At 67.9% G+C, this 14,037-nt stretch carries 15 protein-coding genes and 1 pseudogene; 8 read left to right on the top strand and 8 right to left on the bottom strand.

Translation table 11 applies throughout. The annotated features are described in order from the left end of the window. Nucleotides 1-114 precede the first annotated feature (114 nt). From ACFPN9_RS02735 to ACFPN9_RS02720, 4 genes are all read left to right on the top strand, one after another. On the top strand, nt 115-1,023 hold the full coding sequence (locus ACFPN9_RS02735) for a metal ABC transporter substrate-binding protein (RefSeq protein ID WP_377815250.1): 909 nt from the start codon (nt 115-117) through the stop codon (nt 1,021-1,023). Continuing rightward, a complete protein-coding gene (locus ACFPN9_RS02730; protein WP_066722909.1) occupies nt 1,020-1,946 on the top strand; it encodes a manganese/iron ABC transporter ATP-binding protein in 927 nt (308 codons plus the stop codon). The genes ACFPN9_RS02735 and ACFPN9_RS02730 overlap by 4 nt, the downstream gene beginning before the upstream one ends. Then, entirely contained in the window at nt 1,943-2,803 is an 861-nt protein-coding gene (locus ACFPN9_RS02725) for a metal ABC transporter permease (RefSeq protein ID WP_066722906.1), read from the top strand. Before ACFPN9_RS02730 ends, ACFPN9_RS02725 begins: the two co-directional genes overlap by 4 nt. Before the next feature lie 202 nt (nt 2,804-3,005). After that, the gene (locus tag ACFPN9_RS02720; protein WP_066719590.1) at nt 3,006-3,848 is read left to right on the top strand and encodes a metal ABC transporter permease; all 843 of its coding nucleotides are present in this window, start codon (nt 3,006-3,008) and stop codon (nt 3,846-3,848) included. Here the strand turns inward: ACFPN9_RS02720 and ACFPN9_RS02715 are convergent, their stop codons facing one another. The 4 genes from ACFPN9_RS02715 to ACFPN9_RS02700 all read right to left on the bottom strand — a co-directional run bounded on the left by ACFPN9_RS02715 (nt 3,849) and on the right by ACFPN9_RS02700 (nt 6,831). Then, a complete protein-coding gene (locus tag ACFPN9_RS02715; protein WP_066719593.1) occupies nt 3,849-4,655 on the bottom strand; it encodes a transglutaminase-like domain-containing protein in 807 nt (268 codons plus the stop codon). Between the two features lie 63 nt (nt 4,656-4,718). Beyond that, on the bottom strand, nt 4,719-5,726 hold the full coding sequence (locus tag ACFPN9_RS02710; RefSeq protein WP_066719596.1) for an LLM class flavin-dependent oxidoreductase: 1,008 nt from the start codon (nt 5,724-5,726) through the stop codon (nt 4,719-4,721). Nucleotides 5,727-5,821: 95 nt separating this feature from the next. Continuing rightward, nucleotides 5,822-6,562 (bottom strand): SGNH/GDSL hydrolase family protein, encoded by a 741-nt coding sequence (locus ACFPN9_RS02705; RefSeq protein ID WP_066719599.1) that lies wholly within the window; start codon nt 6,560-6,562, stop codon nt 5,822-5,824. Continuing rightward, nucleotides 6,559-6,831, bottom strand: coding sequence for a hypothetical protein (locus ACFPN9_RS02700; protein ID WP_066719610.1), 273 nt, complete (start codon nt 6,829-6,831; stop codon nt 6,559-6,561). Before ACFPN9_RS02700 ends, ACFPN9_RS02705 begins: the two co-directional genes overlap by 4 nt. A gap of 165 nt (nt 6,832-6,996) precedes the next feature. On the opposite strand from ACFPN9_RS02700, the gene ACFPN9_RS02695 reads away from it, so the two are divergent. The 3 genes from ACFPN9_RS02695 to ACFPN9_RS02685 all read left to right on the top strand — a co-directional run bounded on the left by ACFPN9_RS02695 (nt 6,997) and on the right by ACFPN9_RS02685 (nt 9,326). Continuing rightward, nucleotides 6,997-7,731: a response regulator gene (locus tag ACFPN9_RS02695; protein ID WP_066719614.1), complete on the top strand. Its 735-nt coding sequence runs from the start codon at nt 6,997-6,999 to the stop codon at nt 7,729-7,731. Further along, on the top strand, nt 7,728-9,071 hold the full coding sequence (locus ACFPN9_RS02690; protein ID WP_377815244.1) for a sensor histidine kinase: 1,344 nt from the start codon (nt 7,728-7,730) through the stop codon (nt 9,069-9,071). The genes ACFPN9_RS02695 and ACFPN9_RS02690 overlap by 4 nt, the downstream gene beginning before the upstream one ends. Nucleotides 9,072-9,140: 69 nt before the next feature. Then, nucleotides 9,141-9,326 (top strand): hypothetical protein, encoded by a 186-nt coding sequence (locus ACFPN9_RS02685; protein ID WP_066719617.1) that lies wholly within the window; start codon nt 9,141-9,143, stop codon nt 9,324-9,326. A 6-nt stretch (nt 9,327-9,332) separates the two neighbouring features. Here the strand turns inward: ACFPN9_RS02685 and serA are convergent, their stop codons facing one another. From serA to ACFPN9_RS02670, 3 genes and pseudogenes are all read right to left on the bottom strand, one after another. Beyond that, a complete protein-coding gene (gene serA, locus ACFPN9_RS02680; RefSeq protein WP_066719620.1) occupies nt 9,333-10,589 on the bottom strand; it encodes a phosphoglycerate dehydrogenase in 1,257 nt (418 codons plus the stop codon). Between the two features lie 90 nt (nt 10,590-10,679). Further along, nucleotides 10,680-11,120, bottom strand: coding sequence for an NfeD family protein (locus ACFPN9_RS02675; RefSeq protein ID WP_066719623.1), 441 nt, complete (start codon nt 11,118-11,120; stop codon nt 10,680-10,682). A gap of 10 nt (nt 11,121-11,130) precedes the next feature. Continuing rightward, nucleotides 11,131-11,913: pseudogene (locus tag ACFPN9_RS02670) on the bottom strand (SPFH domain-containing protein); the annotation flags it as partial. A gap of 126 nt (nt 11,914-12,039) precedes the next feature. On the opposite strand from ACFPN9_RS02670, the gene ACFPN9_RS02665 reads away from it, so the two are divergent. Next, entirely contained in the window at nt 12,040-13,569 is a 1,530-nt protein-coding gene (locus tag ACFPN9_RS02665) for a recombinase family protein (RefSeq protein ID WP_377815240.1), read from the top strand. A gap of 12 nt (nt 13,570-13,581) precedes the next feature. Here ACFPN9_RS02665 and ACFPN9_RS02660 read toward each other — a convergent pair. Further along, the coding region (locus ACFPN9_RS02660; RefSeq protein ID WP_377815238.1) for a hypothetical protein at nt 13,582-14,037 on the bottom strand (456 nt) is incomplete at its 5' end.

Genomic DNA, 14,037 nt, shown 5'->3' with positions numbered 1-14,037 from the left:
AGCAAGACTGCGACGCATCTGCAAAAGCTTCTTATTGCAAATGTGTTGCAACTGCATTGACAGATGCGATTGCGTTGCAATAGCGTGTGTCTCGCCCTGACCGAGGAGCCGACCATGTCGACGAGACGATCCGTTCCGCTCTGCGCGGCCGCGCTGCTGGCGGCCGCATTCGTTGCCCCGTCCGGCAGCGCCCTTGCGCAGGACAGGAAACTGCGTGTCGTAACCACTTTCACCGTTATCCAGGACATCGCCCAGAACGTCGCGGGCGAGGCGGCGATCGTGGAGTCGATCACCAAGCCCGGCGCCGAGATCCACGATTACCAGCCGACGCCGCTCGACGTGGTGAAGGCGCAGTCCGCCGATCTGGTGCTCTGGAACGGGCTCAATCTCGAGCGCTGGTTCGAGCGCTTCTTCGACAATGTGAAGAATGTCCGCAGCGCCGTGGTGACCGAAGGCGTCGAGCCGATGGGCATCACGGAAGGGCCCTATCAGGGCCGGCCCAACCCCCATGCCTGGATGTCGACCAAGAACGCGCTGATCTATGTCGAGAACATCCGCAAGGCGCTGGCTGCGGCCGATCCGGCGCGGGCGGAGATCTACGCCGCCAATGCGAAGGCCTATGCCGAGCGCATCCGGGCGGTCGATGCCCCGCTGCGGGCGAGGCTCGACAAGGTGCCCGAGGCGCAGCGCTGGCTCGTCACCAGCGAGGGGGCCTTCTCCTATCTCGCCCGTGACTATGGCTGGCGCGAGGCCTATCTCTGGCCGATCAACGCCGATCAGCAGGGAACACCGCAGCAGGTGCGCCGGCTGATCGACCTCGTCCGCAAGAACAAGATTCCGACCGTGTTCAGCGAAAGCACGATTTCCGACAAGGCGGCCAAGCAGGTCGCTCGCGAGACCGGCGCCCGCTATGGCGGCGTTCTCTATGTCGATTCGCTGTCTGCCTCCGACGGGCCGGTGCCGACCTATCTCAGGCTGCTCGAGACGACGGTCGGCACCATCGCCGCAGGGTTCGGCCATTGAGCGCGCAGTCAGCTGTCCCCGAGCTGCCTGTGCCCTCGATTGCGGTCGAGGGTGTGACCGTGCGCTACACCAATGGTGTCACCGCCGTGCGGGATGCCTCTTTCCGGCTTGGCGGGGGAACGATCTGCGCGCTGGTGGGCATCAACGGCTCCGGCAAGTCGACGTTGTTCAAGACGCTGATGGGCTTCCTCAAGCCCGCGGTCGGCTCCGTCTCAATCGCGGGGCTTCCGGTGGGCCAGGCGCTGAAGCGTGGGCTGGTCGCCTATGTGCCGCAGGCCGAGGAGGTCGACTGGACCTTCCCCGTCCTGGTCGAGGACGTCGTGATGATGGGCCGCTACGGCCATATGGGCTTCCTGCGGATCGCGCGGCAGGCGGATCGCGAGGCGGTCGAGCAGGCGCTCGCGCGCGTCAATATGCTGGAGTTCCGCACGCGCCAGATCGGCGAACTGTCGGGCGGACAGCGCAAGCGCGTCTTCCTGGCGCGGGCGCTGGCCCAGGGCGGACAGGTCATCCTGCTCGACGAGCCCTTCACCGGTGTCGACGTCAAGACCGAGGAAGCGATCGTCGCATTGATGCGCGAATTGCGCGACGAGGGCCGGCTGATGCTGGTCTCGACGCATAATCTCGGCTCGATCCCGGATTTCTGCGACCAGGTCGTGATCATCAACAAGACGGTGCTGGCGGCCGGGCCGACCGCGACGACCTTCACCCATGACAATCTCCAGCGCGCTTTCGGCGGCGCGTTGCGGCATTTCAGGCTGGGCGGCGCCGATCTGCACGACGATGAAGACGACCGGCGCGTCACCGTCATCACCGACGACGAGCGCCCGCTGGTGCTCTACGGCAAGCGCGACAGCGAGCGCGTCGCGGGCGGACAGACCACCGGCGAGGCGGCCGACACTGCAAAGGATCGCGCGCCGTGATCGCGCTTCTGCTGGAACCCTTCGGCTACCAGTACATGCTCCGGGCGATCTGGGTCTCGGCGCTGGTCGGCGGGGTCTGCGCCTTCCTGTCCTGCTTCCTGATGCTGAAGGGCTGGTCGCTGATGGGCGACGCGCTGGCCCATGCGATCGTGCCGGGCGTCGCGCTGGCCTATCTGCTGAAGGTGCCTTACGCGGCCGGCGCCTTCTTCTCGGGCCTGCTGGCGGCGCTCGCCATGGCGCTGGTGCGGCTGCGGACGCAACTGCGCGAGGACGCCGTCATCGGTGTCGTCTTCACCACCTTCTTCGCGGTCGGGCTCCTGATCGTCTCGATCAACCCGACCTCGGTCGACGTGCAGTCGATCGTGCTCGGCAATATTCTCGGCATCGCGGACGAGGACGTCGTCCAGGTCGCGATCATCGCCGCGGTCTCGCTCGCCGTGCTCATGCTGCGCTGGCGTGACCTGATGCTGGTCTTCTTCGACGAGAACCAGGCGCGCGCCGTCGGTCTGTCCCCGACCCGGCTGAAGATTCTGTTCTTCGTGCTGCTCAGTGCCTGCACGGTCGCCGCGTTGCAGACGGTCGGGGCCGTGCTGGTGATCGCGATGGTGATCACGCCGGGAGCGACCGCCTATCTGCTCTGCGACCGCTTCGGCCGGCTGATCTGTGTCGCTGTGGCGCTCGGCGTCGTCACCAGTGCGGCCGGCGCCTATGCCAGCTACTTCCTCGACGGATCCACCGGCGGGCTGATCGTCGTCTTCCAGACGCTGCTGTTCCTCGCCGCCTTCGTTTTTGCGCCGAAGCATGGACGGCTCGCCGCGGCGCGGGCGGCCCGGTCGGTGTCGGAGACGGCGCCATGAGTGGTGCTCAGGATGCTCGACGGTGTCCCCTTCCCCCCGCTTGCGGTGGGGAAGGGTTAGGGATGGGGGGGCGCAAAGCCGCAGCGCCGTACTTGATCGTCGCGCCGAGCGGGACTGCCCCCCACCCCAACCCTCCCCACCGCAAGCGGGGGGAGGGAGCAGGTTCGCGCCGGCATCGCCCCATTCGGAGAGGGTTCACGCCATGAGCCTGATCGAAGCCTGGCTCGTCGCGCCGCTGGCGCATGAGTTCATGCAGCGCGGCCTGCTCGCCGCCATGCTGGTCGGCGTGGTCTGTGCCGTTCTGTCCTGCTTCCTGATCCTGAAGGGCTGGTCGCTGATGGGGGATGCGGTGTCCCACGCGGTGCTGCCCGGCATCGTCCTGGCGCAGATTATGGGCCTGCCCCTGGCGGCGGGGGCCTTCGTCGCCGGCCTGAGCTGTTCGCTCGCCATCGGCTATCTCAAGGAAAACAGCCGGGTGAAGGAGGACACGGTGATGGGCATCGTCTTCTCCGGCCTGTTCGCGCTCGGCCTGGTGATGTTCGTCAAGGTCGAGAGCGACCAGCACCTGCTCCATATCCTGTTCGGCAACATGCTCGGCGTGAGCTGGTCCGATCTGGCGGAGACGGCCGTCATCGCGGTGCCGACGATCGCGATCATGCTGGCCCTGCGCCGGGACTTCCTGCTGGTCGCCTTCGATGCCGCCCATGCGCGGGCGATCGGCCTTCCCGTGCGGTGGCTGAATGTTGGCCTGCTGATGCTGCTGGCGCTGACGATCGTGGCCGCGCTCAAGGCGGTCGGCATCATCCTCGTCGTCGCTATGCTGATCGCGCCGGGCGCGATCGGCTTCCTGACGACGCGGCGCTTCGACGTCATGCTGGTGGTGGCAGTCGCCGTCGCGACGGTCTCCAGCGTCATCGGGACGATCCTGAGCTACCATCTCGACGGCGCGACGGGGCCCTGCATCGTCGTGGTGCAGGCGGGGTTCTTCCTGGCGGCGCTTGGTCTCAACCTGCGCCGTGCGGCGCGGCGCGCCACCGCCGCCTGATCAGGCGGCCTGCAGACCGGCATCCTCGGGGGCGCGCGAGACCTTAATGGTCTGGGCCAGGCACTGGCAGTTGAACTGGCTGGTCAGGAAGGCGATGTCGGCGGCGTCGCGGCCGGTTGCGATCCGGACCATGCCCTCGACGGGTGCCAGCCGCGTCGGGTCCACCAGCCACCAGCGCCCGTCGAGATAGACCTCGAAGACGGCGTGGAAGTCCGGCGGGTCGAGGTCGAGCGCATAGGCGCTGACAGCGCGGGCGGGGATGTTGAGCGCCCGCGTCAGGGCGATGCCCAGATGGGTGAAGTCCCGGCAGACGCCGGCGCGGTCGATGAAGGTGTGCTGCGCCGTGGTCTGGGCGTGGCTGACGCCGTGGACATAGTCGAGATGCTCGTGCAGCCAGTCGAGCACGGCCAGGATGCGCGCGCCGCCGCCGTCGATGCTGCAGAATTCGCGCTGGGCGAAGCGCATGAACTCGTCCGAGGGCGAGAACCGACTCGGCAGCAGATAGGGCAGCACCTCCTGCGGCAGCTCCGACCAGTCATGCTGGCGCGCTGCGGCTGACAAGGGCTCGCGGTTGCCGTTGTCGACCAGGGCCCGGTAGCGAATCTCGACCTGGCCGGAGAGCGCCGCCCGGAAACGGCGCTCGCCCGTTTCGGGGTGGAGATCGCGCACCAACACGGCGTCGGGTGAGATCGTGAGGCTCTCGGAGAGGATCGTCTGGTCAGGCGATCGCGCGGCCTCGATGGCCGCGATCACCTGCGTGTCGCTGTCGAAGCCATAGGTCAGCGTCGCCGTCACGTCGAGTTTCATGGGTCCCCCGTATGTCCATGCAAGACCGGGCAACGCCATCGTGGGGCGGAAGTTCCTCGGAAATCAGGCAGCCCGGGCCGCGATGCCCAGCTCCGGCGCGATGCCGGCGAGGATCTCGTAGGAATGCTTCCGCGCCTCGTGGTCGAAGATCGGCGCGGTCACCATGATCTCGTCGGCCTGTGTCGCGGCGATGAAGGCGCCGAGCTGGCGCTTCAACGTCTCGGGCGAGCCGATGAAGGCATAGCGCAGCATGCCCGCGACATGGGCCTTTTCGGCCGGCGACCAATAGGTCTCGATGTCGTCGATCGGCGGCTGCAGCTTGCCGCGCTGGCCGCGCACCATGCCGACGAAGCGCTGCTGCAGGGAGGTGGCGAGATGGCGCGCTTCTGCATCGGTCTCGGCGGCGATGACGTTGATGCCGGGCATGGCGTAGGGCCGTGCGAGCTGCTCGGAGGGCTCGAAGCGTTCGCGATAGATCGCCAGCGCCTGCATCAGGGCGTCCGGCGCGAAATGCGAGGCGAAGGCGTAGGGCAGGCCGAGCTGCGCGGCGAGCTGCGAGCCGAACAGGCTCGAACCGAGGATCCAGAGCGGCACGTTCAGCCCGGCGCCGGGCACGGCCTGGATTGCCTGGTTGGGGCCCGCGGGAGCGAAATAGGCCTGCAGTTCGAGCACGTCCTGGGGGAAGCTGTCGGAGGACATCGGGCTGCGGCGCATCGCCCGCATCGTCATCTGGTCGGTGCCTGGAGCCCGGCCGAGGCCGAGATCGATGCGGCCGGGAAAGAGCGCTTCGAGCGTGCCGAACTGCTCGGCGATGATCAGCGGAGCATGGTTCGGCAGCATGATGCCGCCTGCGCCGACGCCGATGGTCTTCGTCGCGGCGGCGAGCTGGCCGATGACGACGGCGGTGGTGGCGCTGGCGATGCCGACCATGTTGTGATGCTCGGCGACCCAGTAGCGGGTGTAGCCGAGGGATTCGGCATGGCGCGCGAGGTCGATCGAGGCGCGCAGCGCATCGCCCGGCTCCTGCCCTTCGCGCACGGGAACGAGGTCGAGAACGGAGATGGCGACCATGGCAGCCTCGGCTTGGGCTCCCCGGGGAGCCGGTGGCGTTCGGCTTTGCTAGATGGGTCCTGGCGCCGGCCGGGTCCAGTGGGCGGCGGTCCGGATCATGGCGCCTCTGCGCGGCGGTTCTGCCGCAGCCTCTTGCCCGGCGGGAGCGCGGCACAGATGCCGGGCTCGGCCGCGCGATAGGCGCGCTCGTAATCGGCCAGATGCAGCCCGTCCGCCAGCGCGATGCCGTCGCCGAAGCCCGAGGCGAGGCGGCACGAGCCTTCCTCGCGGCAGGCGGTTTCGGCGGAGCCCGCGATGTCGAGCGCGGCTTCCTCCGAGAAGGCGGGCGCTTGGCGCTCGTCGAGCCGCGGGAGCGACGCGATGACGACGAGGCCGGCCCGCCCGCTCAGATCCCGCAGCAGGCCGCGGAACGCCTGGCGGAAGCGGGTGACGGCTTCGGGCGGCTCGCGGAAGCGCTTGCGGTTGGCGTCGTTGGTGCCGACGCTCAGGATGATCGCCAGCGGCGGCCGCGGCAGCGCGAGCTCGTCGATCAGCCCGCGCGTGTCGCGGGTGGTCGCGCCGTGCATTCCACCATTGACCAGAGGCAGCCCGCAGAACTCGCGTGCATGCCAGCGCGCGACATGGGAATCGCCCAATGCCAGGAGATAGTCCCCCTCGACCTGTCGCAGATCGGCGCGGATCTGCACGAGGCGCTGGTCCCGATACGACGGCGGCGCCGTCGAGAAGCGGCCGATGGCCAAGCCCGCCAGCGATCCGCCGATCAGGGCCAGCGGCACGAGCAGCAGCAGCGCGACGAGGCGGCTTCGATAGCGGATGTCGATGGCACAGGGTGTCATCGGACGTCCCCACCGGGATGGGTCTTGCAGGTGCCGGTTGGAGCGGGGAGGTTCCGGCCGGTCACAGGGTCGCGCCAGGCTGCCCCGGCGCAGGATTCGTCGCCGCGCTGCACGAAGCCCTGCCGCGAAAGCAGCGTCGGCAGTGCCCAGAGCCAGAGCGCCAGTACCCCAAGAATCGCCGCGGCGGCCGCGGAGCGAAGAGCTGCCTGGCGCCAGCCGATCCGGCGGAGATCGGGAATGGACAGGGTGGATGATGCGAGATCGGTCATGACGCCATCTGGGGTCCTCTCGCGGACCGTTCTGTGGCGTGGAGTTTTCTGGATGACGTCTGCGCGGGAGCTTCTGGTATCCTTGCTTTTCCAGCGTCGTGTCTGGAAATAATCAGACACAATTCCGGCCGCGACCTCGCCCCGGCCGGGCGCTAGAGCCAGACGATGAGCAGAACCCCCCATATCCTGGTCGTCGAGGACGATCGCGAGATCGCGATGCTGGTCTCGCGCTTCCTCCGCAACAACGACTTTCGCGTCCGGGCCGTGCCGAACGGCCGCGAGATGGATGCCGCGCTGCGGGACGGCCGTTTCGACCTGATCGTGCTCGACCTGATGCTGCCGGGAGAGGACGGGCTGAGCCTGTGCCGCCGCCTGCGCAGCGAGGGCACGATCCCGATCATCATGCTCACCGCCAAAAGCGAAGAGATCGATCGCATCCTCGGCCTGGAGATGGGCGCGGACGATTATCTGGTGAAGCCGTTCAACCCGCGCGAGCTGCTGGCCCGGATCAGGGCCGTGCTGCGGCGCGCCGGTGCCGCCCCGGCCGCCGAGGTGGGCGACAGCCCGGTACTCGCTTTCGCGGGCTGGCGGCTCGACAAGGCGGTGCGTCGTCTCTTCAACCCCCAGGGCGAGCGCGTGCCGCTGACGGGCGCCGAACTCGACCTGCTTCTCGCCTTCTGCGAACGGCCGCGCCGCGTGCTGTCGCGCGACCAGCTTCTGGATCTGACGCAGGGCCGCATGGCTGCCCCGTTCGAGCGCTCGATCGATGTGCTCGTCAGCCGGCTGCGCCAGAAGATGGAGCGCAATCCGCGCGAGCCCGAGCTGATCCAGACCATCCGCTCCGGCGGCTACATGTTCTCTCCGGAGATCGAGAGGTTGGCCGAGAGCCCGGCTCCATGAAGCGGTTGCTTCTGCGTCTGATGCCCGCGCGGGCCGCCGCGCAGATCACCGCCATTGCGATCGGCTCGCTCGTCCTGGCCAATCTCGTCACGATCGTGGCGCTGCTCGTGCTGCTGCCGCCCGAGCTGAAGCGGGTTCCAAGCTTTCCCTATGTCACCGACCTGATCTCGATCACGCGCATGGTCGAGGCGACGCCGTCGCCGGAGGCGAAAGCGACCGTGGTCGAGGCCGCTCTGGCTGCCCATCCCCTGCTCTCGCGCCTGCCCCCAGGCGCACAGACGAGCGAGCGCAATCAGTTCTGGGCCGATCGGCAAATCCTCGCCAATCTGCGGGCCCAGCTGGGGCCGAATGTCGAGGCGCTGATGCTCGACAACGCACCCGGACGGTTCGGGCCGCCGCCTTTTGGCGTCCGCTTTGCGGATGGCAGCGGGCTGGTCATGACATCGAGTTCGATGACACCTCCGCCGCGCGGAGGCGCCTTCATCGGCTATCTCGTCACCATGCTGGCTCTGCTGGCCTCGCTGATCGGGCTGCTCTCGCTGTGGGCGGCGCGGGCGGTGGCGTCGCCGCTGTCACGGCTGGCAGCGGTGATCGACCGCTTCGATCCCGATCGCGACACCCTCGCCGTACCAGAGGAGGGACCCGTCGAGGTCAAGCGCCTCGCCGCGGCCTTCGCCGGCATGGCCAACCGCATCCGGAGGCTGATCGACGACAGGACACGCATGCTGGCCGCGGTCAGCCATGATCTGCGCACGCCGATCACGCGGTTGCGGCTGCGCGCCGACGACATCCCCGACGAACGTCAGCGCCGGGCCACCATCGCGGATCTCGCCTTGATGGATCGCATGGTGGGAGCGGCGCTGTCCTATCTGCGCGACGGGCGCGCCTCGGGCAGCTTGACGGCGACCGACATGCCGGCCCTGCTCCAGACGATCTGCGACGATCTCGCCGATCTCGGGCATGTCGTCGTGTATGAGGGGCCGATGCGCGCCTCCGCCGTCTGCGACGCCGACCAGATGACGCGCGCCGTGAACAACCTCGTCGACAACGCGATCAAGTTCGGCGGCAGGGTTCTGGTCAGGCTGGACGACTCGGCGCCCGACATGATCGCCATCGAGGTCGAGGACGACGGGCCGGGCATCGCCCCGGAGGAGCGCGAGAAGGTGTTTGCGCCGTTCTACCGCAGCGACGCCGCGCGGACGCTCAAGGAAGGCAGCGGCTTCGGGCTCGGCCTGTCGATCGTGCGGGCGATCGCCGAGGCGCATCGCGGCACGCTGACGCTGGCGGAGCGCGACGGCGGCGGGCTCAAGGCCCGGATCATCTGGCCCCGGCAGCTCTAGCGGAACGCCGGCCTGCCTGTCGCGTTGATCCCTGAGTGGCCCGCATGGGGCCGTTCTACGGGGGTCAACATGACGACGAACACCAATCCCGCCAAGGAAAGCCTGCGCCAGGAACAGGCCGAGCAGCGCGAAGCCGCCAAGAGGGGCCCGGACGCCGAGCTCGACAAGGCTCTGAAGGACACCTTTCCCGCAAGTGATCCGATCGCGGCCCAGGCGCCGACCAAGCCCGGCGCGGCCGACGATAAGGCGTCCTGAGGCCTCTCAGGCGCGTTGGTAGAGCAGGCGCGCGCGGATTGTGCCTTCGAGGGCCCGGATTTCGCGCAGGATGTCGCGGGCATCGGCCCCGATGCTCTCCGCCTCCATCACGACATAGCCGACCTCGCCGTCCGTCTGATAATTCTGGGCGGCGATGTTGACGTTGCGTGCGGCGAAGACGTCGTTCAAACGCCGCAGCATGCCCGGCACGTTGCGCTGGACATGGATGAAGCGCGTGCCGACGGCGCGGGCCGCGAGCTGGACCTGCGGGAAATTGACGGCGCCGACCGTCGAGCCGACATCGGAGTAGTCGATCAGCTTACGCGCCACTTCGGCGCCGATGCGCTCCTGCGCTTCTTCCGTCGAGCCGCCGATATGCGGCGTCAGGATCACATTGGGCAGGCCCTGCAACGGCGAGACGAAACGGTCGTTGTTCGAGGCCGGCTCGACAGGGAAGACGTCGACCGCCGCACCCGCCAGATGCCCGCTCTTCAGGGCGGCGGCGAGCGCGTCGAGATCGACCACCGTGCCGCGCGAGTTGTTGATCAGGTAGCTGCCCGGGTTCATCGCGGCGATCTGCTCGGCGCCGATCATGCCCGCCGTCTGCGGCGTCTCGGGGACATGCAGCGAGACGATGTCGGCCGAGCCGAGCAATTCGTGCAGGCTGTCGACCGGCTCGGTGTTGCCGTGGCGCAGCCGGTCGGTCTGATCGTAGTAGATCACCCGCATGCCCATCGCCTCGGCCAGCGTCGACAGCTGGCTGCCGATATTGCCGTAGCCGACGATGCCCAGCACCTTGCCGCGCACCTCGAAGGAGCCGTTGGCCGACTTGTCCCAGCCGCCGCCATGGGCCGAGACCGAGCGGTCGGTGATCTTGCGCAGCAGCATCACGATCTCGCCGATCGTCAGTTCGGCGACGCTGCGGGTGTTCGAGAACGGCGCGTTGAAGACGGGCACGCCGCGGCCGCGCGCCGCCTGAAGATCGACCTGATTGGTGCCGACCGAGAAGCAGCCGACGGCGAAGAGCCGGTCGGCCCGGGCGAAGACGGCGTCGGTGAGCTGCGTGCGCGAGCGGATGCCGAGCACGTGGACGCCTTCCAGCGCCTTCACCAGCGCGTCCTCGTCCAGCGCCTTGGGCAGGCGCGTCATGTTGGTGTAGCCGGCGTTGACCAGCAGGTCGGCGGCGGAATCGTTGATGCCTTCCAGCAGCAGGACCTTGATACGGTCCTTGGACAGGGACAGGCGTTCGCTGGGCAGTGTCATGGGAACGATCGGTCTGGCGGCGGAGCGTCCGCTATAGACCGCTCGCGGCCCGACACAACCTGATTTTGGCGTCGGCTCGTGGCAGGACGCTCACGCCTTCTCGACCACGAGCGTGGCACCGTCGACGCGCACGACCCGCACCTCGCTTCCCGCCAGCAGTTCGGGGCCGGTGACGCGCCAGGACGAATCGTCGATGCGGATGCGGCCCTCGCCGCCCGTCATCGTCGCCTCGAGCCGGAAGACGCGGCCGATCAGCCGGCGGCCGCGATCGTTGAGGCCTGTCGCCGGATCCGGCTCCTCGTCCTTGCGGCGGGTCAGCAGCCGGCCGGCGAAGACGGCGACGAGGCTGAAGCCTGCGAAGACGAGCGCAGCCGCCTGCCAGCCGAGATCGACGAGGCCGACAACGGCGCCGGTCAAAAGCGCGGCCAGGCCAAGCCAGAGCAGGAAGATGCCGGGTGCCAGCACCTCGCCGCCGATAAGGACGAGGCCGAGGATGACCCAGCCCCAGGGGCCGAACAGGAGCGACGACATCGGCGTCTCCTCAGGCGCCGCGGCCGGCCGGCGGCACCGATCCGCGGCGGCTCTCCTGGGCCTCGTCGCCGAAGACGGCGCGGGTCAACTGGGCGATGCCGCCGACGGTTCCGGCGAGCGCAGCCGCCTCGATCGGCACGATCACGACCTTGGCGTTATGGGCGCTGGCGATCGCCTTGAGCGCCTCGGTGTAGCGCTCGGCGATCAGGAAGTTGGCGGCCTGGATGTCGCCACGGCTGATCGCTTCCGAGACCATGGCGGTGGCGGCGGCCTCGGCCTGGGCGGAGCGCTCGCGCGCCTCGGCATCGCGGAAAGCGGCCTCCTTGCGGCCCTCGGCGGCGAGGATCTGCGACTGCTTCTGGCCTTCTGCCTTGAGGATCTCGGCCTGGCGCAGGCCCTCGGCCTCGAGCACGGCGGCGCGCTTCTCGCGCTCGGCCTTCATCTGTCGGTTCATGGCGCCGGCAATGTCGGCCGGGGGCAGGATGTCGCGGATCTCGATGCGCGTGACCTTGACGCCCCAGGGGGAGGCGGCGGCGTCCATCACCCGCAACAGCCGCTCGTTGATCTCGTCGCGGTGGGAGAGCAGCTGGTCGAGGTCCATCGAGCCGACGACGGTGCGGATATTGGTCATGGTCAGGACCATCAGCGCGTCGTTGAGGGACGAGACCTCGTAGCAGGCCTTGGCGGCGTCGAGCACCTGATAGAAGGCGGCGGCGTCGATGCGGACGCCGGCATTGTCTTTGGTAATCGCCTCCTGCGAGGGAATGTCGAGCACCTGCTCCATGACATTAATATCAGATGTACTATTGTCATTGCTCGTTAGCACTTCTTTTCCGCGAGCACGTCAATGTCGGCAGCGATGGCAAGATCGAGAACGAGGGAGCAATCTGAGGCGGCAAAGCCGTGCGCATACTCCTATGTGCGCTTCTCGACGCCAGAGCAGGCGCGCGGCGAGAGCTTTCGCCGGCAGATCGAGGCGGCCCGGACCTACGCCGCCAAGAACGGCCTCGTGCTCGATGAGAGCTTTCGTGACGAGGGCGTCTCCGCCTTCAAGGGCAAGCACCGCGACGAGCGTGCGGCGCTGGGCGCGTTCCTGAAGCGCGTCGAAAGCGGCGATGTCGCGAAGGGTTCCTATCTTCTGGTCGAGAGTTTGGACCGACTCTCGCGCGAAGAGGTTGTCGATGCGCTGGAACTATTCTTGGGGCTTACCCGCAACGGCATCATCATCGTCACGCTGACCGACCAGCGGGTCTACTCGCGGGCGAGCCTGCGGGCAGACCAGACCCAGCTGATCATCTCCATCGTGGTGATGTCGCGTGCGCATGAGGAGAGCGCGTTGAAGTCCAAGCGCGTTTCCGACGCCTGGGCGGCCAAGCGCCAGCGTGCGGCCGACGACAAGCAGGCGATGACGGCGCGCTGCCCCGGTTGGCTCGAACTCGTCGGTGGGCCGAAGTCTGGCGAGTATCTCGAGATCCCCAAGCGCGTCGAGATCGTCCAGAAGATGTTCGCGGACACGATTGCAGGTCTCGGACGCCGTTCCATCCAGGCAAAGCTGAACGCCGACCAAGTCCCGACCTGGGGCACGGGCAAGAAGAAGGGCCAGTACTGGCACGACAGCTACATCGCCAAGATCCTGTCGAACCCGGCGACCTTCGGGCGTTACGTTCCGCGCGGCAAGCTCGCCGGCGGATCGGATGCGACGGCGGAAGCGCCGATCGACGACTATTTCCCAGCGATCATCAATGAGGAGACCTATTGGGCAGCGCAGGCCGCGTCCAAGGCGCGCGGCTTCGGCAGGGGCACGCCAGGACGCCGCAAGAACCTGCTGTCGGGCCTCGTGCGCTGTGAAGCCTGCAACAGCAACCTGGTGTTCATCGACAAGATGGTTCGTGGCGGCGGCCACAAGCTACGCTGTGGCCGCGCCCATGCCAGCGCCGGCTGCGATCATCGCACGATGTACGATTACAAGAAGGTCGAGTACGCCGTCGTGTTCGGGCTCGGCCAGCGCCGGAAGGCGTTGATCGACGCCGCCAACGACCGGCAGAGCCAGGCGCAGGCCGCGCTGTCGGCCGCGCAGGCGCGGCGCGAGGGCATCGAGCGCCAGCTCGACAACCTCATCCAACTCGTCCAGGCCTCGGGCGGCGGCAGCCGCCTTGGCAAGCAGGTTCAGGCGCTCGAGGCCGAGCTGGAGGCGGCCGAGACCGACGTCGCCCAGCTTGACCGCGCCTTCCGGCAGTTACGGCCTGCTGATATCGACGAAGCCGCTGCCGGGCTCAGGGCTGTCTATGAGAGCCTCAACGCCGATCCCGACGATCTCGCCATCCGGGCGGCTTTCCAGCAGCGCCTCAAGCTGCTCGTCGACCATGTCGTGCTCGGCCCGACCGGGTTCGTCGCGACCCATAGCGACGGCTCGACCTCGCGCACGAGTTTTGCTGGTCCGCGCCGCTGAGCGACACTTCCCCTATTCGTCGAGCCGCCGGGTCGCGGAATCGGTGCGACCGCTGAGCCCGGTCAGCGTGCCGATCCGGCGTCGCACTCTCGACCAATGGCCCAGCGGGCGATTGATCTCGACAAGCCGACCATTCCGCTCATCGTCGGCGAGCTTGCGCGCGCTGTAATAGGCGGACGCGCCGTGGCGGCCCATCAACGTATGAGCGTCATGCTCGACCAGCTCGCGCTGGCGTCGCTGCAGGTCACGATACGCGGCCAACCATCCCATCATCCGACCCAGCATCTGCGTCACTGTCCGTCGCGCCCACCGATTATGTTGCCGCGTTGCCGATGACAGGTCGAGCAACCTTTTGATCAGGCGGACAGCGGTCGTGTCCCATAGCGTGGTGTAGCTGAGGGTGGTCATCGGCGATTGCCGGTTAGGTTTGGGTTGCGAACGCCAACCCTGAACCGAGAGATCCCCGAT

This window comes from Allobosea massiliensis (assembly GCF_042655245.1).
In the GTDB taxonomy this organism is placed as follows: Bacteria; Pseudomonadota; Alphaproteobacteria; order Rhizobiales; family Beijerinckiaceae; genus Allobosea; species Allobosea massiliensis.
This window is presented reverse-complemented; position numbering and strand designations above follow the sequence as displayed.